Raw genomic sequence first — 21,969 nt, 5'->3', positions numbered from 1 at the left:
TGGCGCCCTATGTGATCGTTATAGGGCGTCAACCCATTCGGAGAACCCACATGACGATACAAACTGTTCCGCAGGATGTTTACCAGCGCCATGAAAGAGAATGGCAGATGCTGCGGGCGGCAATTGCCAAGTCACAAAAGAACACCGACAAGCCTGCCTACACATCGCCCGAAGACAGGCATAACTCCAAAGATACGCATCAGTGATCGTCTAACCGCAACGCAGCGGCCGTTGCCGCCAGCCCGGCAAGGGCAAAGCGTTGAAAATGCTCGACGATCTGCTCCTGGACTTCAGGCTCGCCGGAGTTGAACCCCGGCAGCACCTGGGTAAATATCTGCCTGTTGCCGACGAGCAGCATGGCGAAGGGAGCAATGATATTCAGGGTACAACGCGTGACGGCCGGGTCGTCATGCGGCCTGCCCAAAATCTCTCCTATTATACCGGTCACAACAAGCTTTTTAGGTAGAATTTCCTGCTTAACAAGGACCGGAAACACCGATGACGGCGAGAGAATCTCGCGGCTGAGGACACGCAGCGCCCACGACGACGAACCAGGCCCGGTGATCCTGCGGGCGATCAGGCCGATGAGGCTTTTGAGTTTTTCGGTCGGCTCTCCGGGACTCTCCGCAAGCGCAACGAGCTTGTCATAGGTCAAAAGCCGCCGATGGGCTTCTACAAGCACGTCGGCATAGAGACCTTCGATCCCGCCATAATAGTAGTTGACCGCAGCCGAGTTGCTCCCAGCCCGCTCGGCAATCTCCTTGCCGGTGGCACGGTCGAACCCCTTCTCGGCAAAAACTGCGCCAGCAGCTTCCAGAATCTGGGCTTTCGTTGTGGCGCCGTCTTCGCGGCGGCCGGGCAGTTTTCGCGGTGTTTTTCGGGCCATATGAGAATTCTACAGGAGATCCGAACTTTTTGAAAGCTAAAATTCAAATTCAAATTTGACATATGCATATTTTTCGCGTTATGGTTGAGAGATGAACAAGCCACTTCGCACTGTTATCCTCCTTCTTGTTCTCGCCGCGATCGGCGGCGGAACATGGTGGTATCTGCGTCGGCCGGCGGCCAATGATGCTTTAACGCTTTACGGCAATGTCGACCTGCGGCAGGCAACGCTCGCCTTCAACGGCTCGGAGCGCATTGCTGGTATTCTCGTCGAGGAAGGCGATATCGTCAAAAAGGGCCAGGTTCTGGCGCGGCTCGATACCAGCCGGCTGTCGCCGCAGGTGCGCGAGGCCGATGCGACTGTCGCCGCGCAACGTGCCATGGTGATGAAACTCCGCAACGGCAGCCGTCCCGAAGAAATCGCACAGGCGCGCGCCAATCTTGCATCGGCCAAGGCGGACGCGGCAAACGCCAATATCCAGTATGAGCGGCGAGCTGCCCTGACCGCGACGGCTACGATCAGCAAGCAGGATCTCGACACGGCAAAAGCTGCTGCAGGCGTTGCCGACGCCAAGGTCGAAGTAGCGCAGAGTGCGCTTGATCTCGCCATTGCTGGTCCGCGCGCTGAAGAATTGCTGCAGGCCGAAGCGCAACTTCGCGCCAGCGAGGCGCAACTCGCCCTCATCCGGCAAGAACTTGACGACGCGGAACTCGTGGCGCCTTTCGACGCGGTGGTACGTTCGCGTCTTATGGAGCCGGGCGAAATGGCAGCCCCGACGAAGCCGGTATTCTCCCTTGCAACCATCGGCACGAAATGGGTGCGCGCCTATGTCTCGGAAGTCAATCTCGGACATGTCCGTTCCGGCATGCGCGCCAAGGTGACATCCGATAGTTTCCCGGATCGCCCGCTTGATGGCTGGGTCGGTTTTATCTCGCCGGTGGCGGAATTCACGCCGAAGACCGTCGAGACGGAAGATCTGCGTTCGAGCCTTGTCTATGAGGTGCGGGTTTTCGTCGAGGACAAGGACGATATGCTCCGTCTCGGCATGCCCGCCACCGTCAAGCTCCTGGCAAGCGAAGCACCAAAGCCCCTGCCTCAGAATGCGGACCGCAAGGCAACACCATGAACGGCGCCGCGCCAACCAATCCCGTCACGGCGCGGACCATCCACAAGAGCTTCCGCCGCGATACGGGCGAGACCGTCGGAGCGCTGGAGGGGGTCTCCTTCGAAGCGCGGCAAGGCACATTGACAGCCTTGGTCGGACCTGACGGTGTGGGCAAAACCACGTTGCTGCGCCTGATTGCGGGGTTGATGGTCGCCGACAGTGGCGAGCTCTCCGTGCTCGGCATCGATGTCGCAGCCGATCCGCAGACAATACAGAACCGCATAGGTTATATGCCGCAGAAATTCGGCCTCTACGAGGATTTGAGTGTCCAGCAGAACCTCGATCTTTACGCCGACCTGCACGGCATCACCACGGAACAGCGCAGGGAGATTTACCCCCGGCTCATGGAAATGACCGACCTCGGGCGTTTCACACAGCGCCTCGCCGGCAAACTATCCGGCGGCATGAAGCAGAAGCTCGGCCTCGCCTGCACGCTGGTGCGTTCACCTGAACTTCTCCTGCTCGACGAACCGACCGTGGGTGTCGATCCCCTGTCACGGCGCGAATTATGGGAGATCGTCACCAAGCTCGTGCGCGAGGACAAACTGACAGTCATCGTCAGCACGTCTTATCTGGACGAGGCGGAACTCTGCGACCATGCCGTCGTCATGCATCAGGGCAAGGTTCTGGCGCAGGGGAAACCCGGCGAAATCACGGAAAAAGCCAGCGACTGTGTTTTTATAGCCACGCCGGGGAAAGGAACCAGCGCGCGGTCGCTGCAGGCCCGGTTGTTCCGGCTGGACGGTGTTGTCGATGCGGTGCCGGAAGCTGGCAAAGTACGCGTGGTGAAGCAACCGGACTTCAAGGACGACATCAAGATTGACGGCAAGGCCATCAAACTTCAGCAGGTCCCGGCGCGTTTCGAAGATGGGTTCATGGTGCTGTTCGGCGCCGTAGCGACCAAGAGCCATTCCAGCGAAGTGGAACTGGAGCGGCCCAAGGCTGCTGCGGGTGACGAAATTTCGGTCGAAGTTCATGATCTGGTGCGCAAATTTGGCGATTTCACTGCGGTCGATCACGTCAGCTTTGAGGTGAAGCGCGGCGAGATTTATGGACTGCTCGGCCCGAATGGCGCCGGGAAGAGCACCACGTTTCGCATGTTGTGCGGGCTGATGCCCGCAACGAGCGGCACGCTGCGCGTTGCTGGTGCGGACCTGCGCACCTCACGGGCCGAAGCGCGGCAGAAACTCGGCTACGTGGCACAGAAGTTTTCGCTTTATGGCGATCTGTCCGTGGATGAAAATCTCGATTTCTTCGCCAGCGCCTATGGTTTGCGCGGGCAGAAGAAACGCGACCGCGTTGCCTGGTCGAAAGAGCAGTTCGAGCTGGGTGATCTGGCAACGCTGCCGAGCGGACAATTGCCCGGCGGTTTCAAGCAGCGTCTTGCTATGGCAGCGGCGCTTCTGCACGAGCCGGACATTCTGTTTCTGGACGAGGCGACCAGCGGCGCCGATCCGCTGGCACGGCGCGAGTTCTGGGGGCGCATTACCGCGCTTTCCGAGCAAGGCGTGACGGTGATCGTCACCACACATTTCATGGAAGAGGCGGAATATTGCGACCGCATCATCATTCTCGATGCGGGGCGTAATCTCGCCGAGGGAACACCTGCCGAAATCCGTGCCCATGCCAAGCCGAAGAATGGCGAAGAACCGAACATGGAAGACGCGTTCATCGCCATTGTCGAGGAATCCCGGCGGGACAAGAAGGAGGCCGCCTGATGACCGCGTCCTCGCACCAGCACGGCCGCCTGCGCCGTATCCTCGCGCTGGTGCGCAAGGAGAGCTGGCAGGTGGTGCGCGACCCGAGTAGCGTTGCCGTCGGCATCGTCATGCCAATGGTACTGTTGATCCTGTTCGGGTATGGCCTGTCGTTCGATCTGAAAAACCTCCCCGTTGCGCTGGTGATGGAGGAATCTTCCGCAGAGGCGAGCGGTGCCGTTTCCGGATTCGAACTTTCGGATTATTTCCAGACGCATCCGGTCAAGACCATGGCGGAGGCCGAGCGGTTGCTTGCGGACAAGACCGTCAGCGGTATCGTGCGCATACCTCCGCAATTCGCCCGCGATGTGCAGAACGGGACGGCGGAAATCCAAGTCGTCGTCAATGGCAGCGACGCCAACACGGCGCGCATCGCGCTCGGCTATGCGCAAGGCGCGGTCGGAACGTGGCTGGCACGCGAGGCAGCGCAAGGAATGGTCCTGAATTCCGGCGCGTCGATCGATCTGCAGACACGGCTTTGGTTCAACGAGGCCAATGACAGCACCTATTTCCTGGTGCCGGGGTTGATCGTTCTTGTCATGACACTGATCGGTGCGCTGCTGACGGCACTGGTGATGGCGCGGGAATGGGAACGCGGCACATTCGAAGCGCTGTTCGTCACCCCTGCCCGGCCCGGCGAAATTTTATTGGGCAAGACTGTCCCCTATTTCATCCTCGGCATGCTGGGACTGGCACTTTCAGTCATCGGCAGCCAGGTGCTCTTTGGCGTGCCCTTGCGCGGATCACTGTGGATATTGATTATCGTATCGATGCTCTATCTGCTGGTGGCGCTCGGTATCGGGCTTTTGATCTCCTCGCTCACCAAGAACCAGTTCGTCGCCAGCCAGATCACATTGATTGTCACCTTTCTTCCGGCGATGATGCTGTCGGGCTTCATGTTCGACATCCGAAGCATGCCTCTGGTGATCCAGGGTGTCACCTATATCTTCCCGGCGCGCTATTTCGTCAGTGTGCTGCAGACATTGTTCCTTGCGGGCGACATCTGGGCCGTCATCCTGCCCAACGCGGCGGTGCTCGCGGTCATGGCAACCATTCTGATGACTGCGTCGCTTTTCGCCACGCGCAAGAAACTCGGATGAGACGGCCATGAAAGAATCCTTCTTCCGGATAATCGCACTGATCCGCAAGGAATTGCTGGCGATGTTCAAAGACCCTAAAAGCCGTATCGTGCTGGTGCTGCCGCCTATCCTGCAATGTCTGATCTTTGGCTATGCGGCGAGTTACGATCTCAACAATGTGCCCTATGCGGTTCTCGATCACGATCACAGCGCGGCATCCATAGAGTTGGTTTCGAAACTGGACGGCTCGGGCATTTTCAGCCGTGTTGCGACGTTGCAACGGACATCCGACATCGACGATTTCATCAATGATGCCCGGGTTTTGCTCGTGGTGGTCATCGACCAGGATTTCGAGAGGCGGCTGATGGCCGGGATGCCAGCCAAATTGCAGATCATTGCCGATGGCCGCAATTCCAACACGGCCGGCACTGCGCAAAGCTATGTCAATACCATCGCGACGGATTTCACCGCGCAATGGCGTGAGGAAAATGGTCAGCCAGCCAACAGCGGCATCAAGGTAACAACGCGCGCCTGGTACAATCCGAGCCTCGAGACGCGGTGGTACATGATCCCATCATTGATCGGCACGATCACCATGATGATGACGCTGATGCTGACCGCCATGTCGGTCGCGCGCGAACGTGAGGCAGGCACTTTCGACCAGCTGCTGGTCACGCCCTTCAGACCGTCCGAGATCATGGTTGGAAAGGCCCTGCCCTCGATGCTCGTCGGTCTCTCGCAGGCAACGACGATTTTGCTCGTCGCCCAGCTATGGTTCCAGATTCCCTTCAAGGGTTCTTATTTCATCCTCTACCTGGGCCTTGTGCTGTTCCTCGCTGCGGCAGTGGGCATCGGCCTTTTCATCTCGTCGCTGGCCGGCAACATGCAGCAGGCAATGATCTACTCGTTCGTCCTGCTGATGCCATTCATGCTGCTGTCGGGCCTGACCGCGCCAATCGGCAACATGCCGGAGATCCTGCAGTATCTGACGATGATCAATCCGCTGCGCTATGCGATCAGCATTACCCACCAGGTCTATCTGGAGGGCGCAGGATTGAGGCAATTGCTGCCGGAAATGCTGGCGCTTGTGGCCATCGCCGCGGTTACCCTGCCATTTTCCGCCTGGCTGTTCCGCAACAGGCTGAGCTAGGCCGTGAACTCATAAATCCGATGGAAATGGTATGAGGCCATCTTTTCGGATACGAGGAGCAAGGGCGATGGAAATGTTTATCCATTTTCAAGTCCCTTGCGACGATGTTGCCGGGAAGATGGACCATATCCTCCGGACGCCAAAACGGCTGCAAGCTGCAGTGTCGAACCGCTCGGCCGGGGGTTAGTTCGAGCCTGGAAAAGACTTCATGGCGATGTCAATCAGCCGGTAGAGCTCTTCCCGGCCGGCCCCGCTCGATGCCTGGACAGCAGTGCCTTGAGCGATGGTCAAGAGATAGCGGGCAAGATCGTCCGCATTGCAGTCGGCGGGCAGATCACCTTCACGCACGGCGCGTTCGAAACGCCGCGCCAGCGCCTTCTGACCTACCTGGCGACGCTCGATGAGGGTTTTTTGGATCGCTTCCGCGGCTTCACTGCAACCCATGGCGGCATTGATACCAAGGCATCCACCAGGATTGCACTCTTCCGTCTGGGCATTGGCAAAGCCATGCAATATATCCAGCGCAACAATCCGTGCGGACGGCTGCCCCAAGGCCTTCCAGAAGAAGGCCATATAGTTCTCCTCGTAGCGCTGCAGCGCCATGCGGAAGAGCTCTTCCTTGTTACCGAAAGTCCCGTAAAGACTGGGCTTGGTGATACCCATGCCGTCGGTCAGGTCAGTGATGGACGTGCCTTCATAGCCTTTTCGCCAGAATAGCTCCAAAGCCGCTTGCAGCGCATCATCCGCATCAAATTCCCTGGGCCGTCCCATGGACAACACTCCCTAAAAGAATTATACCGTTCGGTATAAAATTCCATTGACAGCTGTTGCATCGCCGCCTTATATCAGCCGTTCTATACCGATCGGTATAGAACGTCAATGCTCAATTCGATGATCGAATTCAGATTCGCCACCCTCCCAATGGCGGAAACTTTCAAAGCAGGATGACCACGATGTCAATCAGCACTTTAAGAAAAAGCCTTTATGCCAGCGCTTTGGTTCTGACACTTGCCACTGTCGGCGGCTCGCACTTTATGGACATGCAGCAGAGCCATGCGGAAGGCGAGAAAGGCCAGGCGGCACCTGCGCCAGCCACCCCTGTATCGGTTGCGGTCGTACAGCCGAAGCTCGTAACGCAGTGGAGTGAATTCTCCGGCCGGCTCGAGGCTGTCGATGCGGTTGAAGTACGCTCGCGCGTCGCCGGCGCCATTCAGTCCGTCGCGTTCAAAGAAGGCGCGATCGTCAAGCAGGGCGACCTTCTGGTGAAGATCGACCCGGCGCCTTACGAGGCGGAGGTTGCGCGCGCAAAGGCGCAGGTGGCCTCTGCCGAATCGAAGCTCGCCTATGCCAAGAGCGAACTTCAACGCGGCAAGCAACTTGTGACATCGCGCTTTGCATCCCAGAGCGACTATGATCAACGTCTGAACGTTCAGACCAGCGCCGAGGCGGACCTCGAAGCGGCCAAGGCCGTGCTACAGACCGCCATGCTCAACCTCGACTGGACCGACATTCGCGCACCGATCAGCGGCCGGGTCGGACGTATCGAAATCACCCCCGGCAATCTCATCGCCGAGGGACCGAGCGCACCGTTACTGACGTCGCTGGTTTCGATCAGCCCCATCTACGCGAGTTTCGAGGCCGATGAGAACGTCGTCGCCAATGCGCTCGCCGATCTTCCCGAGGGCTTGAACAGCCGCGACTTCGTCAACCGCATCCCGGTTCAGATGGATGTGCACGGCCAGGACGGAATCACCGGCAAGCTGCAGCTGATCAACAACAGCGTCGATGCGACGAGCGGTACCGTCAAGGTCCGTGCGGTGTTCGATAACGCCAATGGCAAGCTGATGCCCGGCCAGTTCGCCAAGGTCCGCATGGGGCAGGCCAATGAGCGTAACGAATTGCTGGTCGACGAAAAAGCTGTCGGAACCGACCAGGACAAGAAGTTCGTCATGGTCGTCAATTCGAAGAACGTCGTCGAGTATCGCGAAATCTCGCTTGGCGCCAAGGCCGATGGCCTGCGGATCGTCACAGCCGGATTGCAGGCGGATGACAAGATCGTCGTCAATGGCCTGCAGCGCATTCGCCCGGGCTCGCTCGTTGCACCGGAGATGGTAGCGATGGGCAGCAAGGCGCCAGACCAGCAGGCGCTGGCGGACCAGGCCAAGGTCAAACAATAACTATCCAGAGCCCCGCATCGGGCAGGTGGAATTGATATGAATATCTCCAATTTCTTTATCGACCGCCCGATCTTTGCGGGCGTTCTTTCTTTCATCATCTTCCTTGGCGGATTGATTGCGCTGACGACGATGCCCGTCTCGGAATATCCGGATGTTGTGCCCCCATCCATCGTGGTGCGGGCTCAATATCCGGGGGCGAATCCGAAGGTCATTGCCGAAACAGTCGCAACGCCGATGGAAGAGCAGATCAACGGCGTTGAAGGCATGCTCTATATGGGCAGCCAGGCGACGGCAGACGGCCAGATGACGCTGACTGTGACCTTTGCGCTCGGTACAGATCCCGACAAGGCGCAGCAGCTGGTGCAAAACCGCGTTTCGCAGGCGGAACCACGCCTGCCGGAAGAAGTGCGCAGTCTCGGGATCACCACGGTCAAGAGTTCGCCTGACCTGATGCTCGTGGTCAACCTCATCTCGCCCAATGATCGCTACGATATCACGTACCTGCGCAACTACGCCCTGATCAACATCAAGGACCGCCTCGCCCGCATCAACGGCGTCGGCGATGTGCAGTTGTTCGGATCTGGCGACTATTCGATGCGCATCTGGCTCGATCCGCAGAAGACCGCAGAACTCGGCCTCTCGGCAAGCGATGTTCTCAACGAGATCCGTGCACAGAACGTACAGGCTGCCGCCGGTACCATCGGTGCGTCGCCCAACTCGAACAGTGTCGATCTGCAGTTGACGGTGAACGCGCAAGGTCGGTTGCAATCCGAGGAGGAATTCGGCCAGATCATCGTCAAGACTGCAGCCAATGGCGCGATCACGCATCTGAGCGACATTGCCCGCATCGAACTTGGCGCGGCCGACTATTCCCTGCGCTCGCTGCTCGACAACAAGAGCGCCGTCGCTATCCCGATCTTCCAGGCACCCGGCTCCAATGCCATCCAGATCGCCGACGAAGTTCGTGCCGCGATGAACGAGATGAAGCTGACCATGCCGGAAGGCGTGGACTACGAGATCGTCTACGATACAACCCAGTTCGTGCGAGCCTCGATCGAAGCCGTCATCCATACGCTGCTTGAAGCGGTATTGCTGGTCGTTCTCGTTGTTATCCTGTTCCTGCAAACGTGGCGTGCATCGATCATTCCGCTGATCGCGGTGCCGATATCGATCGTCGGTACGTTTGCGGTGATGCATCTGTTCGGTTTCTCGATCAACGCGCTCAGCCTGTTCGGTCTTGTTCTTGCCATCGGTATCGTCGTCGATGACGCCATCGTGGTGGTCGAGAACGTCGAGCGAAACATCGAGAACGGTCTGGCCCCGCGGCAAGCGACGGTGCAGGCGATGCGCGAAGTCTCGGGACCGATTATCGCGATTGCGCTGGTTCTGGTCGCGGTGTTCGTACCCCTCGCCTTCATCAGCGGCCTTACGGGTCAGTTCTATCGGCAATTCGCGCTGACCATCGCCATCTCGACGGTTATCTCGGCGTTCAACTCGCTCACGCTGTCGCCCGCCCTCGCCGCTCTTCTGTTGAAGGGACACGACGCACCAAAAGACCGTTTGACGCGCTTCATGGACCTGACGCTAGGCTGGCTTTTCCGTGGCTTCAATGCCGTGTTCACGCGTGGAGCCAACGGTTACAGCAAGGGCGTGCGCGGCGTAATCTCGCGCAAGACGGTCATGATGGGGATTTATCTCATCCTGATCGGCGCGACGGCCTTCATGTTCAAGAGTGTGCCGGGCGGTTTCGTTCCACCGCAGGACAAGCAGTATCTGGTCGGTTTCACACAACTGCCGGATGGTGCGACGCTTGACCGGACGGAAGCGGTCGTCCGCCGCATCGGGGATATGGCGTTGAAGATACCTGGTGTGCAAAGCACGATTGCCTTCCCTGGGCTGTCCATCGCCGGTTTCACCAATAGTTCGAATGCCGGCGTTGTGTTCGTTTCGCTGAAACCTTTCGAAGAGCGCAAGACACCCGACCTGAGTGCCGGGGCGATCGCCATGGCGCTCAATCAGCAGATAGCCGGCATCCAGGAGTCGTTCAGCGCCGTCTTCCCGCCGCCTCCCGTCCAGGGTCTCGGCTCTATCGGCGGGTTCAAACTGCAGATCGAGGATCGCAATGGTCTGGGCTATAAGGCTCTCGACGACGCAACCAAGGCGTTCCTCGCCAAGGCGGCCACAGCGCCGGAGCTGACGGGCCTGTTCACCAGCTATCAGATCAATGTTCCGCAGCTCTATGCCGATGTTGACCGTGCCAAGGCACGCCAACTCAATGTATCGCTGCCGGAAATCTTCAACACGCTGCAGATTTATCTTGGCTCGGTCTATGTCAACGACTTCAACAAGTTCGGCCGCACCTATTCCGTCCGCATGCAGGCGGAGTCGAATTTCCGGGCGAAGTCCGAGGACATCGGCGATCTGAAGGTACGATCGGGTTCGGGCGAGATGATCCCGCTGTCGGCCCTGGTCAACGTCTCATCCAGTGCGGGACCGGATCGTGCCATGCGCTATAACGGCTTCCTCGCTGCCGACGTGAACGGCAATGCGGCGCCCGGCTACTCATCGGGCCAGGCGCGAGCCGCTGTGGAAAAGATTGCCGCTGACACCCTGCCGCCAGGGATCGGCTTCGAATGGACAGAACTGACCTATCAGGAGATCATTGCGGGCAACTCGGCCTACCTTATCTTCCCGCTGTCGATCCTGTTGGTGTTCCTCGTTCTCTCCGCACAATATGAAAGCCTGTCACTTCCGCTATCGATCATCATGATCGTGCCGCTCGGATTGCTTGCCGCCCTCACCGGCGTCTGGCTGACGGCGGGAGACAACAATGTCTTCACCCAGATCGGGCTGATCGTGCTTGTCGGGCTATCCGCCAAGAACGCCATCCTGATCGTAGAGTTTGCGCGGGAACTGGAGTTTGCCGGGTCGACGCCATTCAAGGCTGTGGTTGAGGCCAGTCGTCTGCGGCTCAGGCCGATCCTGATGACGTCGCTCGCCTTCATCATGGGCGTGGTGCCTCTGGTCACATCGACGGGAGCCGGTGCGGAAATGCGCAGTGCCATGGGTGTCGCGGTGTTTGCCGGGATGATCGGCGTGACGTTGTTCGGCCTGTTCATGACGCCAGTGTTCTACGTGCTGATACGTGCAATGACCGGAAATCGACGGCTGACGAGTCACCATGCCAGCACCTTCGACGGTGATTCCAGCCACAATTCGGGCACGATTGCACCGGCTGCAACGCCAGCCGAGTAACAATAATCTCCGGCGGCGCGGTACTTACAAGGGTTCTGCGCCGCCGGAGCTAAACCACTGAGACTGAAGACTTTCTTCTATGTTGCAGCAGCAATATTCATCACCGGAAGGAAGCTATCACGGCACTGTTGAACGAGGGTGAGAACTTTTTGGGTGACAAAAGGTTTCAAACTGTTACAGTTGCGTGACCAAGCCGAAATTCGGCACTGACGATCATGATCCTTAGGCACGTTCAAAGGATCGTCCAATCGGGAGCAGTCCTTATGAGCTTTGCCGCAGCAAATGATAACCGGAAGATCAGTGACGGGTTTGTACCTTTCGTCACTTTTGTCATATGTACCCAGGTAGCAGCCACCATTCTGCTCGCTTTGCCAAATTGGTATTGAGGCCTCAACCAACCCCTACAGGTTTTTCAATCCTGCCGCTCCTGGCAGGAGCAGTGATTATTCTCATGATTGCCGGTGTTTTTTTCGCGACTTGAAGCGGTGGGCTTCCCTGCCAATACCTTTATCCAACCAAAGTCTGGCTATTAAAACTGCCGAGCAATTGGGATAGTGTGCTCACGACCTTGTTGATATGATGCAAGTGCGAGCGCCAATATTTGGAACCTGAACATTCCTGGTGTTGATCGGGATTTAGCGGTCCGGCAGAGGAATCGATGAGACCATTGGCAGGATTGGCAGTTTTGCTCACACTATTCATAACTGGATGTGTCTCAATGACACCGGAAGAGCGGCGGGCGCTCGATAACCAAACCTGTTCATCCTATGGTTTCCGGCGTGGGACCGATGCATTCGCAAATTGTCTGCTCAGTCTCGACCTTGACAGGCGAGCCGCGAGCCGGGCGCAATTCGAGCAGATGCAATTCAACACCCCGCTGATCCTCTATGACAACCGCTATCGTTACCGGCACGGGCGATGGTAAACACCCGCCCGCCAGACCGCGGGCGAGTGTCATTCGACAATCTATCTATCGGACCCAGACGACCCGCCGCGTCTCTCGTTCTATGAGTGCGGGACGATTTTGGACATATACATATGAGTAGCGCGGCTGATCAGGCACGGCGACCAGCGGCACATCGGCGGGAATGACCGTGCCCATGGCTACATCACCGTCGATGACAACCGGATCGGTCGGATTTGTCTCTATGTAGGAGACAACGTCGTCGGGAATAGCTCCGTCATCGGGCGCAGCCCCGGCATTGTCCGACAGATAGACGACCTCGCGGTTCTCCATGGAGACGATCACCGGGCGGCCATCGACATAGATGTAGCCATAGCCCGGGCTCTCCGGAATTGGCCGCACCACGATTGTTTCGGGTACGACGTAACCCTGGGACAAGTCACCCTCTACAACCACTGGATCGGCCGGATGCGCGATGACATAATCCCGGGCGGACTGCGGCACTTCAACGACAACGCGATCCTGAGCCATCACCAGACCGGAGGTAGCGAAAAACGCCGCTGCAGTCACTACAAAAACCTTTTTCATTATCCTGCCTCTCAATTGAACCTGTTTTGTCCCAGTGGGAGGGAAACCCCGCGGTACTGGTTTGGTTCCGCGGAAGGATGATATGTCATCACTGTTTCGAACTGTGAGTTCAGCTCAAAAGAGCGAATTTTTGCTTCTCGCGGGCACAAAAACTGATATCGCTGTGGACATGGAACCACACCTGATCCCGCTGATCGAGTCCCTGCCCTCGACTGTACCGTTCGTCGGACCGGAGGCGCTGGAACGCAAGCGCAACCGGCCTTTCAAAGCGCGACTTGGAGCCAATGAAAGTGGCTTCGGCCCGGCGCCTTCAGTCATTGCCGCCATACAAGGCCATGCGAGGGAGGCGTGGAAATACGCCGATCCAGAAAATTTCGATTTGAAGCATGCGCTTGCAGCGCATCTCGGCGTCGCACCGGCCAATGTCGTCGTTGGCGAAGGCGTCGATACGTTGCTCGGACTCGCCGTGCGCCAGTATGTGCGCGAGGGCACGCCGGTCATCACGTCGCTCGGTGCCTATCCGACATTCAATTTTCATGTGGCCGGCTTCGGGGGACGGCTGGTGACAGTGCCATACAGGGAGGATCGCGAGGACCTTGAGGCATTGCTTGCCGCGGTAAAGCGCGAAGAGGCACCGCTCGTCTATCTCTCCAACCCTGACAATCCAATGGGTACGTGGTGGGAGGCGGCGGAGATCGAACGGTTTATCGATGCGCTGCCGAAAAATACGATGCTGATCCTCGACGAAGCTTATGGCGAAACGGCACCAACGGGCGCTCTGCCGCGGATCGATGTTTCGCGACCAAATGTCCTGCGTATGCGCACTTTCTCCAAGGCCTATGGGCTCGCCGGAATGCGCTGCGGCTACGCTGTCGGCGCAGAAAGACAGATCCTCGCCTTTGACAAAATCCGCAACCATTTCGGCATGAACAAACTGACACAGATAGCCGCCCTTACAGCCCTGAAGGATCAAGATTATCTCAAGGCGGTGATTGTACGGATTATCGCTGGACGTGAGCGGATCGTGCAGATTGCTGCGAAGAACAATCTTGCGGCGATAGCCTCTGCTACCAATTTCGTCACTATCGATTGCGGGCGCGATGGGTCATATGCGCTCGCGGTTCTCAACGCCCTGATCGACCGCGACGTTTTCGTGCGCAAACCAATGGCGCCTGGTCTGGACCGTTGCATCCGTGTCAGCGTCGGCCTTGACGACGAACTCGATTATTTCGAACAACAGCTTCCGCAGGCCTTGGCCGCTGTAAAATAACCGGTGAGCCCGGACAAACCTGGAAACGGAGAATAGCTTGGATATCAATCGGGTTTTTGCCGGTCTCGGTGGACTGTTCGGGGCTGCAGGGATCGCGGCCTATGCCGCGGCGGCCCACAGCGCGGAAGGTCATATGGCCACCATTGCGCCGATCCTGTTTATCCACGCTCCCGCATTTTTAGCGCTGTCCATATTGGCAAAGGCCAGCCGGGCCGCTTATTTCGGCGCGTGGGTGCTCGTGGCTGGGTTGTTGTTCTTCATCGGCGATCTCGTTTCGCGCGATGTTGCTGGTGACCGGTTGTTCGCCTTCGCCGCACCGCTCGGCGGATCATTGCTTATTTTGGGGTGGGTCGTCATCGCCGCGACGGCGTTGCGGCGACTGGACTTCAAGCGATTGGAATAACTGGCGCTACCAGCCGAAAATGGTGTCGATGACCTTGGGCCATTTGTTGAAAATGGCAATGACACCGACCGCGATAGCGAGAAGACTGGCAAGCTTCGCAGTTGTCGGCAGACTATCTACCCGCCCCTTGAGCTCCCCAAAAGCTGCCGCCGATGGCAGAGTATGTACATGACCGCTCAGCTGTCCGAGCGACTGACTTAGCGCGGCGAACAATTCGACCGTAGGAAGCGTTTCAACCTTGCCCCTCATACAGGCGACACCTTCCTTCAGGCCCGAAACATCTCCCTTCAGAATGGAAACGTCTCCTTTCAGACCTGATACGTCGACCTTCAGAATTGAAACATCCTCCTTCAAACCTGTAATGCCATTGAGGATGACATCCAGTTTGCCGTCCAACTTCTTAAACGATTTTTCCAGAATTGCGACGCGATGTTCCATACCGTCAAATGTGCCTCCGCCATTTGGGTTTCAAGCTCTCCAGCCTTGCAGGCTTATTAGCCAAGGCGGCCGCTCTCTAGCCTTCACCCTTCAGCTTGGCATTGCACAACTTATAATAGCCGCCGCCTTTTTCGATCCAGCGCGTGACGCCCAGCGTACCGCCTTTCTTGTTGGCGTGGTATTGCTCGAGGCATGTGTGCATACGGGCCTTGGCAGGTTTTTCGGCAGCAAATTTTTCGGCTACCGATGCCGGAAACGTCGTCTTTACGGATGCGGATCTGGCTACGACTTCGGTTTTTGGCGTTGTTTCCGGCTTATCTTCAGTCGTCCTTGCTTTGGCCTCCGTCGATGAGGTGTCGGTTGACTTGTCAGCCGCATCGGCGGACGCGGTGCATTGAGCTTTACGGAATTCGCTCCACGAAATGCCTTCTGCCTCGCCGGCACTCTGCGCCGCCTTGTACTTGACGCTGCACTCTTTCATGCTCAAGGCGCTTGCAGAAGGGCTCAATGACATCGGCAGCAAAACCCCTGTAATCAGGGTAGCGAATAGACGAGAGATGCGTCGTTCAAACATGAAACCCACTCTAAAAATTGATTGATGAAAATCGACTCCAATGGGCCGATCGTACAGGCATCCCTACCGCCCCTCCATCCATACCTTCGTCTAGGTCGCGAACGCATAAATCTGATGGATATGCCATTTCCACCAGATTTATGCGTTTACAACCTCGCAACACGCCTCTTGAATTAATTGAACGTTCGTTTTATTAATTTCAACATGGCACGCACGACCGGATCAGACGGCGGAAGGACACGCAGCGCAATTGATGTTGCTGCGAAGCATTTGATTGCCCGCGTCGGCTATGAAGCGATGTCGATGCGCCAGCTCGCGGACGAAGTGGGCGTGCAGCCCGCGGCCTTCTATCGCTACTACCCCAACAAACAGGAATTGCTGTTTTCGGTTATGCGGGGACACATGGATCGTGTGCTTGCCGCCTGGGAAGCCGAGAGCCGCAACGCTCATACGGCGCTGGAGAAGTTCTGCGCCTTCATTCGTTTCCACATCCGTTTTCATGTCGAGCGGCGGGATGATGTGCACATCGGAAATATGGAGCTGCGCAGCCTCAGTCCGGAAAACCGGGCCATAATCGTTGAACTGCGGGCGCGCTATGAGAACAGCCTTCGCGACATACTCGACGACGGCATAGATACACGCGAATTTGCCATCGACGATATTGCACTGACAACGCGCGCCATTATCGCGATGATTACCGGTATCATGGTCTGGTTCCGGACGGACGACAGGCTTAGTGTCGACGAGATTGCAGAAAAGTACGTCGAAATGGGACTGCGCCTTGTTGGCGCCAAGAAGATTGCGACAACTAAAAAGGGAGGACGAGATGTACCAGTCGGGCCTAAGATTCGGAGTCTCTGAGGAAATCGAGGCACTGCGGGAAACGGTACATCGGTTTGCGCAGGCGGAGATAGCGCCGCTAGCAGCGGAGACCGATAGAGCCAATCAATTCCCTATGCACCTCTGGCAAAAAATGGGCGAGCTCGGCTTGCTCGGAATGACCGCCGACCCGGAATTCGGCGGGTCCGGCCTTGGATATCTCGCTCACACCATTGCGGTGGAAGAAATCTCTCGCGCCTCGGCGTCAGTCGGCCTCTCTTATGGTGCGCATTCCAATCTTTGCGTGAACCAGATCAACCGCTGGGGCACCGCGGAGCAGAAGGCAAAGTTTTTGCCAAAACTCTGCTCGGGCGAACATGTCGGCGCGCTCGCCATGTCAGAACCGGGTGCGGGCTCAGACGTCGTTTCAATGAAACTGCGCGCCGACAAGAAGAATGACCGTTATGTTCTGAACGGTAACAAGATGTGGATCACCAATGGTCCGGACGCCAGCACGCTGGTGGTCTACGCAAAGTCCGATCCCGCCGCGGGCTCGCGTGGAATCACGGCATTTCTGATCGAGAAGGAATTCAAGGGTTTTACTACGGCGCAAAAGCTGGACAAGCTTGGTATGCGCGGTTCCAATACGTGCGAGCTCGTATTCGAGGACTGCGAAGTGCCATTTGAAAATGTACTTGGCGAAGAGGGTCAGGGCGTCAAAATCCTGATGTCGGGATTGGACTATGAGCGCGTCGTGCTTGCCGGGGGACCTTTGGGAGTGATGGACGCCTGCCTGGATGTCGTTGTCCCCTACGTGCATGAGCGCAAGCAGTTTGGCCAACCGATCGGAGAATTCCAGCTGATGCAGGGCAAACTGGCGGACATGTACACAACGACAAATGCTTGCCGGGCCTATGTTTACGCCGTGGCGGCTGCCTGTGACCGCGGTGAAACCACACGCAAGGATGCGGCCGGGTGTGTTCTGTATGCAGCCGAGAAAGCAACATGGTGTGCACTCGAGGCGATTCAGGCGCTCGGCGGCAATGGCTATATCAACGACTATCCGACCGGACGGCTGTTGCGCGATGCCAAGCTCTACGAAATCGGTGCTGGCACGAGCGAGATACGGCGCATGCTCATTGGCAGGGAAATGTTTGCAGAGAGCGCTTGAGCCACCATCACTGCAGCTAATGACTGCCGGCCGATAACAGGAGACCGCATGACCGTCCTCACCTCCCAGATCAGCACCACGTCCGAAACCTTCACGGCCAATACAAAGCGAATGCAGGCACTGGTGGGTGACATCCAGGCCAAGGCGGAATTGGTAATCAAGGGTGGTACCGATGAGGCGCGCGAGCGCCATACGTCGCGCGGCAAGCTCCTCCCGCGTGACCGGTTGGCACAGCTTCTGGACGCCGGTTCGCCCTTTCTTGAAATCGGCCAGTTCGCCGCCTGGGATATGTATGACGACACGATTTCATCCGCCGGTCTGATCGCAGGGATTGGCCGGGTATCCGGCAAGGAAGTGATGATTGTCATCAATGATGCGACGGTAAAGGGTGGTACCTATTATCCGCTGACGGTGAAAAAGCATCTGCGGGCACAGGAGATCGCCATGCAGAACAACCTGCCCTGCCTCTACCTTGTGGATAGCGGTGGCGCAAATCTTCCCAATCAGGACGAAGTGTTTCCGGATCGCGAACATTTTGGCCGCATCTTCTACAACCAGGCCAATATGTCGGCGGCGGGCATACCGCAGATAGCAGTCGTTATGGGATCGTGCACGGCGGGCGGTGCTTACGTGCCCGCCATGTCGGAAGAAACCATCATGGTCAAAGGCCAGGCAACGATTTTTCTTGCAGGGCCTCCCCTGGTCAAAGCAGCGACAGGCGAAGAAGTGTCGGCGGAAGATCTCGGCGGCGCGGAGGTGCATACACGCGAGTCGGGCGTTGCCGACCACTACGCCGTGGATGATGCGCACGCACTTGCCATCGCCCGGCGTATCGTTGGAAACCTGAATCGAAAGAAGGAGATAGGCCTCGATCTTCGCAAGTTGATTCCGCCGCTTTATGATCCACATGAACTTTACGGCATCATACCGGGCGATCTGCGCCAGCCATACGACGCGCGCGAACTGATCGCCCGCATTGTCGATGGTTCAGAATTCGACGAGTTCAAGCAGAACTACGGTACGACGCTGATAACCGGTTTTGCGCATCTCTACGGCATGCCGGTCGGTATCATCGCCAACAATGGCGTGCTGTTTTCCGAGAGCGCGCTGAAGGGCACGCATTTCATCGAGCTGTGCACGCAGCGCGGCATCCCGCTGGTCTTCCTGCAGAACATCACGGGGTTCATGGTCGGGCGCTCCTACGAGGCGCGCGGTATCGCCAAGGATGGCGCAAAACTTGTCACTGCCGTCGCCACGGCGCGTGTACCCAAGGTAACGATGATTGTTGGCGGTTCGTTTGGCGCCGGCAATTACGGCATGTGCGGCAGAGCCTTCTCGCCGCGCTTCCTGTGGATGTGGCCGAATGCGCGCATTTCCGTCATGGGCGGCGAACAGGCGGCCACGGTGCTGGCGCTGGTCAAGCGTGAGGGAATCGAGCGCAAGGGTGGAGAGTGGTCAGCCAGCGATGAAGCAGCATTCCGGGCACCCATCCTTGAAAAATATGAGCGCGAAGGTCACCCGCTCTACTCCTCAGCGCGGCTTTGGGATGACGGCATTGTCGACCCGGCGAAGAGCCGCGAAGTGCTGGCGCTTTCTCTTTCCGCCGCGTTGAACGCGCCTGTCGAGGAAACGCGCTTTGGCATGTTCAGGATGTGACGGGAGCGAAATAATGACAAAGATGTTCTCCAGAATCCTCATTGCCAATCGTGGTGAAATCGCCTGCCGCGTCATTCGTACGGCGCAGAGAATGGGTATCGGCACCGTCGCTGTCTATTCCGATGCAGATGCGCATGCGCTGCACGTGGCGATGGCCGATGAGGCGATCTATATCGGCCCGCCGCCCGTCACCGACAGTTATCTGCGTGCCGACCACATCATAGACGCCGCCCTGAAAAGTGGAGCTGAGGCCGTTCATCCCGGTTACGGCTTCCTTTCAGAGAATCCGGGTTTTGTCGATGCGGTGGTAAAAGCCGGTCTGGTCTTTATCGGACCGTCCGCGGATTCCATCCGGGCCATGGGGCTCAAGGATGCAGCCAAACGATTGATGGAGAAGGCCGGCGTGCCTGTCGTTCCGGGCTACCACGGCGAAGCGCAGGAACTGGTCGTGCTCGCCTCCAAAGCGCGCGAGATCGGCTATCCTGTATTGATCAAGGCGCGCGCCGGCGGTGGCGGCAAAGGCATGCGCAAAGTCGATGATCCCGATGATTTCGCCGAGGCGCTGGGGAGTGCGCGTCGCGAGGCCAAGAGTGCGTTTGGTGACGATCGCGTGCTGGTTGAAAAGTACATCGCCAAACCGCGCCATATAGAAGTGCAGGTGTTCGGCGACAATCACGGCAATGTGGTGCATCTCTACGAGCGCGACTGTTCGCTGCAGCGCCGCCATCAAAAGGTCATCGAGGAAGCCCCTGCCCCTGGCATCACCGCAGAGGTGCGCTCTGCAATGACCAGTGCGGCCGTCAAGGCAGCGCAAGCGATCAATTATTCCGGCGCGGGCACGATCGAATTTATCGTCGATGCCACAGAAGGGCTGAAGCCCGACCGTTTCTGGTTCATGGAAATGAACACTCGGCTGCAGGTGGAACACCCGGTAACCGAGATGATCACCGGGCTCGATCTGGTAGAGTGGCAATTGCGTGTGGCGGCAGGCGAAACATTGCCCCTGTCGCAAAAGCAAATCCCTCTCAGCGGCCATGCTATCGAGGCGCGGCTCTACGCCGAAGACCCGGCAAAAAGTTTCCTGCCAGCCATCGGCACGCTACATCATCTGTCGTTTCCCAATGCGCTGGACGACGGCGCGGTTCGCATCGAAACCGGCGTTCGGACCGGCGATACGATCTCGCCCTACTATGATCCAATGATCGCCAAGCTTGTGGTGCACGGCGCCGATCGCCCATCCGCGCTTGCCGCAATGGAGAGTGCCCTGGACCAGACGGAAATTGCAGGTACCACCACGAACGCGCCATTCCTGTCGGCGTTGATCCGTCATCAGGGATTTGCCGCCGGTGATGTCGATACCGGGCTGATCGACCGCGATCTTGCAGGATTGATCGTTCCAATTGCAACGCCACCTGGTGCCAAGGAACTGGCTATCCTGTCTGCCAGCGGTCTTCTGAAGCGACCGGTCCATGGTGATCCGTGGACCGCCCTGCGCGGCTACAATCATCACAACCGGCTGGCTTATCCGGTCATGCTGGAAGAGGCTGGGCTGATCGTACGATATGGTGTGTCGGTGCTTGGAGACGAGCGCTATGCGATTTCCGGTGCAGACGCCGTAACAGAACTGCGGGTGCGACATGAACCGCAAGGCTGGCACCTCACCGGCAAGGGCATCAATTTGCGGGCGAAAACCGTAGCAATACCGCATGGCGTAGCCGTGGTTGCCAAAGGGATAGCAACGACGTTCAGTATCGCCGATCCTTTTCTGCTCGCCGAACAGGCAGGCAACGCGGGAGACCGTCTCACTGCCCCGATGCCAGGCCTGGTAAAAGCCGTACGGGTAGCCGCCGGTGATCTGGTTAAAAAAGGTCAGATATTGCTCGTGCTCGAAGCCATGAAAATGGAACACTCGATAACCGCCCCGCATGATGGGAAGGTTGCCGAGATCGTGTCCGAGAATTCGCAAGTCAAAGAAAATTTCCCCCTGGTGCGGTTTGAGGAAGCACCTGCCGATACAACCAAGAATTGAGGCAGAAATGCTGGGTAACGCGTGCTAGAACTAGCGCGGCACTCGATCGAGCGTCAAATCGAAGAGTTTTCCTACATCAAGGAGATCGACCCGTGGCTAAAAAATCCCTGCAGACCATCAGACGTGCACCAACCGCTACACCCAGTGATCTGGGCGGTAACGCAGTGCGCGATATCGCTGGAGCGGTGAATGCTCTGCTTGCAGACACATTTGCAATTTACATGAAGACCAAAAATTTTCACTGGCACATGAGCGGCCCGCACTTTCGCGACTACCATCTTCTGCTGGACGAACAAGCGGAGCAGATTTTTGCGATGACCGACGTCCTCGCGGAACGCGTACGGAAAATCGGCGGCACGACGTTGAAGTCCATTGGACAGATCAGCGCTCAACAACGCATCCCCGACAACGATGCCAATTTCGTCACGCCTGAGGATATGCTCGCGGAACTACGCGACGATAATAAGAGCTTCATAGGTTATCTGCGCCAGGTTCACGAGCTATGCAGCGAGCACGGAGACAGCGCCACAACGAGTATCATCGAGAACTTCATAGATGAGACAGAGCGCAGGCACTGGTTCCTGTTCGAAGCAACCCGTGTCGGACCGGCCGGCGTCTAAGTGTAAGCAGTAAGCGAAACAAACTCCA

At 57.7% G+C, this 21,969-nt stretch carries 20 protein-coding genes; 15 read left to right on the top strand and 5 right to left on the bottom strand.

Annotated elements, in window-relative coordinates:
• The first annotated feature begins 50 nt into the window (after window positions 1-50).
• Window positions 51-206 (top strand): hypothetical protein, encoded by a 156-nt coding sequence (locus J2X72_RS12715; protein WP_310072442.1) that lies wholly within the window; start codon window positions 51-53, stop codon window positions 204-206.
• Here the strand turns inward: J2X72_RS12715 and J2X72_RS12710 are convergent.
• Window positions 200-886: a CerR family C-terminal domain-containing protein gene (locus tag J2X72_RS12710; RefSeq protein WP_310072440.1), complete on the bottom strand. Its 687-nt coding sequence runs from the start codon at window positions 884-886 to the stop codon at window positions 200-202. The genes J2X72_RS12715 and J2X72_RS12710 overlap by 7 nt on opposite strands.
• A gap of 91 nt (window positions 887-977) precedes the next feature.
• Here J2X72_RS12710 and J2X72_RS12705 point away from each other — a divergent pair, with 91 nt between their 5' ends.
• From J2X72_RS12705 to J2X72_RS12690, 4 genes are read left to right on the top strand one after another with little or no spacing between them, the layout of a single operon-like run.
• Window positions 978-2,012 (top strand): efflux RND transporter periplasmic adaptor subunit, encoded by a 1,035-nt coding sequence (locus J2X72_RS12705; protein ID WP_310072438.1) that lies wholly within the window; start codon window positions 978-980, stop codon window positions 2,010-2,012.
• Window positions 2,009-3,769 carry an ATP-binding cassette domain-containing protein gene (locus J2X72_RS12700; RefSeq protein ID WP_310072436.1) on the top strand — a complete coding sequence of 587 codons (1,761 nt, stop codon included), beginning with the start codon at window positions 2,009-2,011 and terminating at the stop codon, window positions 3,767-3,769. Before J2X72_RS12705 ends, J2X72_RS12700 begins: the two co-directional genes overlap by 4 nt.
• Window positions 3,769-4,908 (top strand): ABC transporter permease, encoded by a 1,140-nt coding sequence (locus J2X72_RS12695; protein ID WP_310072434.1) that lies wholly within the window; start codon window positions 3,769-3,771, stop codon window positions 4,906-4,908. Before J2X72_RS12700 ends, J2X72_RS12695 begins: the two co-directional genes overlap by 1 nt.
• A 7-nt stretch (window positions 4,909-4,915) precedes the next feature.
• Entirely contained in the window at window positions 4,916-6,037 is a 1,122-nt protein-coding gene (locus J2X72_RS12690) for an ABC transporter permease (RefSeq protein WP_210001839.1), read from the top strand.
• Window positions 6,038-6,220: 183 nt separating this feature from the next.
• Here the strand turns inward: J2X72_RS12690 and J2X72_RS12685 are convergent, their stop codons facing one another.
• Window positions 6,221-6,808: a TetR/AcrR family transcriptional regulator gene (locus J2X72_RS12685; protein WP_310072431.1), complete on the bottom strand. Its 588-nt coding sequence runs from the start codon at window positions 6,806-6,808 to the stop codon at window positions 6,221-6,223.
• Window positions 6,809-6,990: 182 nt separating this feature from the next.
• Between J2X72_RS12685 and J2X72_RS12680 the strand changes: the two genes are divergently transcribed.
• The 3 genes from J2X72_RS12680 (at window position 6,991) to J2X72_RS12670 (ending at window position 12,394) form a co-directional block, all read left to right on the top strand.
• Entirely contained in the window at window positions 6,991-8,214 is a 1,224-nt protein-coding gene (locus J2X72_RS12680; RefSeq protein ID WP_310072429.1) for an efflux RND transporter periplasmic adaptor subunit, read from the top strand.
• A gap of 36 nt (window positions 8,215-8,250) precedes the next feature.
• The gene (locus tag J2X72_RS12675; RefSeq protein ID WP_210001834.1) at window positions 8,251-11,469 is read left to right on the top strand and encodes an efflux RND transporter permease subunit; all 3,219 of its coding nucleotides are present in this window, start codon (window positions 8,251-8,253) and stop codon (window positions 11,467-11,469) included.
• A 658-nt stretch (window positions 11,470-12,127) separates the two neighbouring features.
• Entirely contained in the window at window positions 12,128-12,394 is a 267-nt protein-coding gene (locus tag J2X72_RS12670) for a hypothetical protein (protein WP_310072427.1), read from the top strand.
• A 45-nt stretch (window positions 12,395-12,439) separates the two neighbouring features.
• Here J2X72_RS12670 and J2X72_RS12665 read toward each other — a convergent pair whose 3' ends face one another.
• Window positions 12,440-12,961: a DUF1236 domain-containing protein gene (locus J2X72_RS12665; RefSeq protein ID WP_310072425.1), complete on the bottom strand. Its 522-nt coding sequence runs from the start codon at window positions 12,959-12,961 to the stop codon at window positions 12,440-12,442.
• Window positions 12,962-13,130: 169 nt separating this feature from the next.
• Here J2X72_RS12665 and J2X72_RS12660 point away from each other — a divergent pair, with 169 nt between their 5' ends.
• A complete protein-coding gene (locus tag J2X72_RS12660; protein WP_405044717.1) occupies window positions 13,131-14,231 on the top strand; it encodes a pyridoxal phosphate-dependent aminotransferase in 1,101 nt (366 codons plus the stop codon).
• 37 nt (window positions 14,232-14,268) lie between these two features.
• A complete protein-coding gene (locus J2X72_RS12655) occupies window positions 14,269-14,634 on the top strand; it encodes a DUF423 domain-containing protein (protein ID WP_210001828.1) in 366 nt (121 codons plus the stop codon).
• 6 nt (window positions 14,635-14,640) lie between these two features.
• Here J2X72_RS12655 and J2X72_RS12650 read toward each other — a convergent pair whose 3' ends face one another.
• The gene (locus J2X72_RS12650) at window positions 14,641-15,072 is read right to left on the bottom strand and encodes a hypothetical protein (RefSeq protein WP_310072423.1); all 432 of its coding nucleotides are present in this window, start codon (window positions 15,070-15,072) and stop codon (window positions 14,641-14,643) included.
• Between the two features lie 76 nt (window positions 15,073-15,148).
• On the bottom strand, window positions 15,149-15,646 hold the full coding sequence (locus J2X72_RS12645; protein ID WP_310072421.1) for a hypothetical protein: 498 nt from the start codon (window positions 15,644-15,646) through the stop codon (window positions 15,149-15,151).
• A gap of 204 nt (window positions 15,647-15,850) precedes the next feature.
• On the opposite strand from J2X72_RS12645, the gene J2X72_RS12640 reads away from it, so the two are divergent.
• From J2X72_RS12640 to J2X72_RS12620, 5 genes are all read left to right on the top strand, one after another.
• Complete coding sequence (locus J2X72_RS12640) at window positions 15,851-16,507, top strand: TetR/AcrR family transcriptional regulator (protein WP_310072419.1); 657 nt, start codon at window positions 15,851-15,853, stop codon at window positions 16,505-16,507.
• Entirely contained in the window at window positions 16,473-17,636 is a 1,164-nt protein-coding gene (locus tag J2X72_RS12635) for an isovaleryl-CoA dehydrogenase (protein WP_310072417.1), read from the top strand. The genes J2X72_RS12640 and J2X72_RS12635 overlap by 35 nt, the downstream gene beginning before the upstream one ends.
• A 48-nt stretch (window positions 17,637-17,684) precedes the next feature.
• Window positions 17,685-19,292, top strand: coding sequence for a carboxyl transferase domain-containing protein (locus tag J2X72_RS12630; RefSeq protein WP_310072415.1), 1,608 nt, complete (start codon window positions 17,685-17,687; stop codon window positions 19,290-19,292).
• 22 nt (window positions 19,293-19,314) lie between these two features.
• The gene (locus J2X72_RS12625) at window positions 19,315-21,321 is read left to right on the top strand and encodes an acetyl/propionyl/methylcrotonyl-CoA carboxylase subunit alpha (RefSeq protein ID WP_310073024.1); all 2,007 of its coding nucleotides are present in this window, start codon (window positions 19,315-19,317) and stop codon (window positions 21,319-21,321) included.
• A 92-nt stretch (window positions 21,322-21,413) separates the two neighbouring features.
• Complete coding sequence (locus tag J2X72_RS12620; RefSeq protein WP_310072413.1) at window positions 21,414-21,941, top strand: DNA starvation/stationary phase protection protein; 528 nt, start codon at window positions 21,414-21,416, stop codon at window positions 21,939-21,941.
• Window positions 21,942-21,969 lie beyond the last annotated feature (28 nt).

This window comes from Phyllobacterium sp. 1468 (assembly GCF_031455525.1).
Classification (GTDB): domain Bacteria; phylum Pseudomonadota; class Alphaproteobacteria; order Rhizobiales; family Rhizobiaceae; genus Phyllobacterium.
The sequence above is the reverse complement of the archived record's forward strand: the minus strand, read 5'-3'. Positions and strand labels throughout refer to the sequence as shown.

What these genes read in the sequence shown, in the direction of transcription:
- J2X72_RS12715 (WP_310072442.1), top strand. Translation starts at nt 51, where the DNA reads ATGACGATACAAACTGTTCCGCAGGATGTTTACCAGCGCCATGAAAGA.
- J2X72_RS12710 (WP_310072440.1), bottom strand. Translation starts at nt 886, where the DNA reads ATGGCCCGAAAAACACCGCGAAAACTGCCCGGCCGCCGCGAAGACGGC.
- J2X72_RS12705 (WP_310072438.1), top strand. Translation starts at nt 978, where the DNA reads ATGAACAAGCCACTTCGCACTGTTATCCTCCTTCTTGTTCTCGCCGCG.
- J2X72_RS12700 (WP_310072436.1), top strand. Translation starts at nt 2,009, where the DNA reads ATGAACGGCGCCGCGCCAACCAATCCCGTCACGGCGCGGACCATCCAC.
- J2X72_RS12695 (WP_310072434.1), top strand. Translation starts at nt 3,769, where the DNA reads ATGACCGCGTCCTCGCACCAGCACGGCCGCCTGCGCCGTATCCTCGCG.
- J2X72_RS12690 (WP_210001839.1), top strand. Translation starts at nt 4,916, where the DNA reads ATGAAAGAATCCTTCTTCCGGATAATCGCACTGATCCGCAAGGAATTG.
- J2X72_RS12685 (WP_310072431.1), bottom strand. Translation starts at nt 6,808, where the DNA reads ATGGGACGGCCCAGGGAATTTGATGCGGATGATGCGCTGCAAGCGGCT.
- J2X72_RS12680 (WP_310072429.1), top strand. Translation starts at nt 6,991, where the DNA reads ATGTCAATCAGCACTTTAAGAAAAAGCCTTTATGCCAGCGCTTTGGTT.
- J2X72_RS12675 (WP_210001834.1), top strand. Translation starts at nt 8,251, where the DNA reads ATGAATATCTCCAATTTCTTTATCGACCGCCCGATCTTTGCGGGCGTT.
- J2X72_RS12670 (WP_310072427.1), top strand. Translation starts at nt 12,128, where the DNA reads ATGAGACCATTGGCAGGATTGGCAGTTTTGCTCACACTATTCATAACT.
- J2X72_RS12665 (WP_310072425.1), bottom strand. Translation starts at nt 12,961, where the DNA reads ATGAAAAAGGTTTTTGTAGTGACTGCAGCGGCGTTTTTCGCTACCTCC.
- J2X72_RS12660 (WP_405044717.1), top strand. Translation starts at nt 13,131, where the DNA reads ATGGAACCACACCTGATCCCGCTGATCGAGTCCCTGCCCTCGACTGTA.
- J2X72_RS12650 (WP_310072423.1), bottom strand. Translation starts at nt 15,072, where the DNA reads ATGGAACATCGCGTCGCAATTCTGGAAAAATCGTTTAAGAAGTTGGAC.
- J2X72_RS12645 (WP_310072421.1), bottom strand. Translation starts at nt 15,646, where the DNA reads ATGTTTGAACGACGCATCTCTCGTCTATTCGCTACCCTGATTACAGGG.
- J2X72_RS12640 (WP_310072419.1), top strand. Translation starts at nt 15,851, where the DNA reads ATGGCACGCACGACCGGATCAGACGGCGGAAGGACACGCAGCGCAATT.
- J2X72_RS12635 (WP_310072417.1), top strand. Translation starts at nt 16,473, where the DNA reads ATGTACCAGTCGGGCCTAAGATTCGGAGTCTCTGAGGAAATCGAGGCA.
- J2X72_RS12630 (WP_310072415.1), top strand. Translation starts at nt 17,685, where the DNA reads ATGACCGTCCTCACCTCCCAGATCAGCACCACGTCCGAAACCTTCACG.
- J2X72_RS12625 (WP_310073024.1), top strand. Translation starts at nt 19,315, where the DNA reads ATGTTCTCCAGAATCCTCATTGCCAATCGTGGTGAAATCGCCTGCCGC.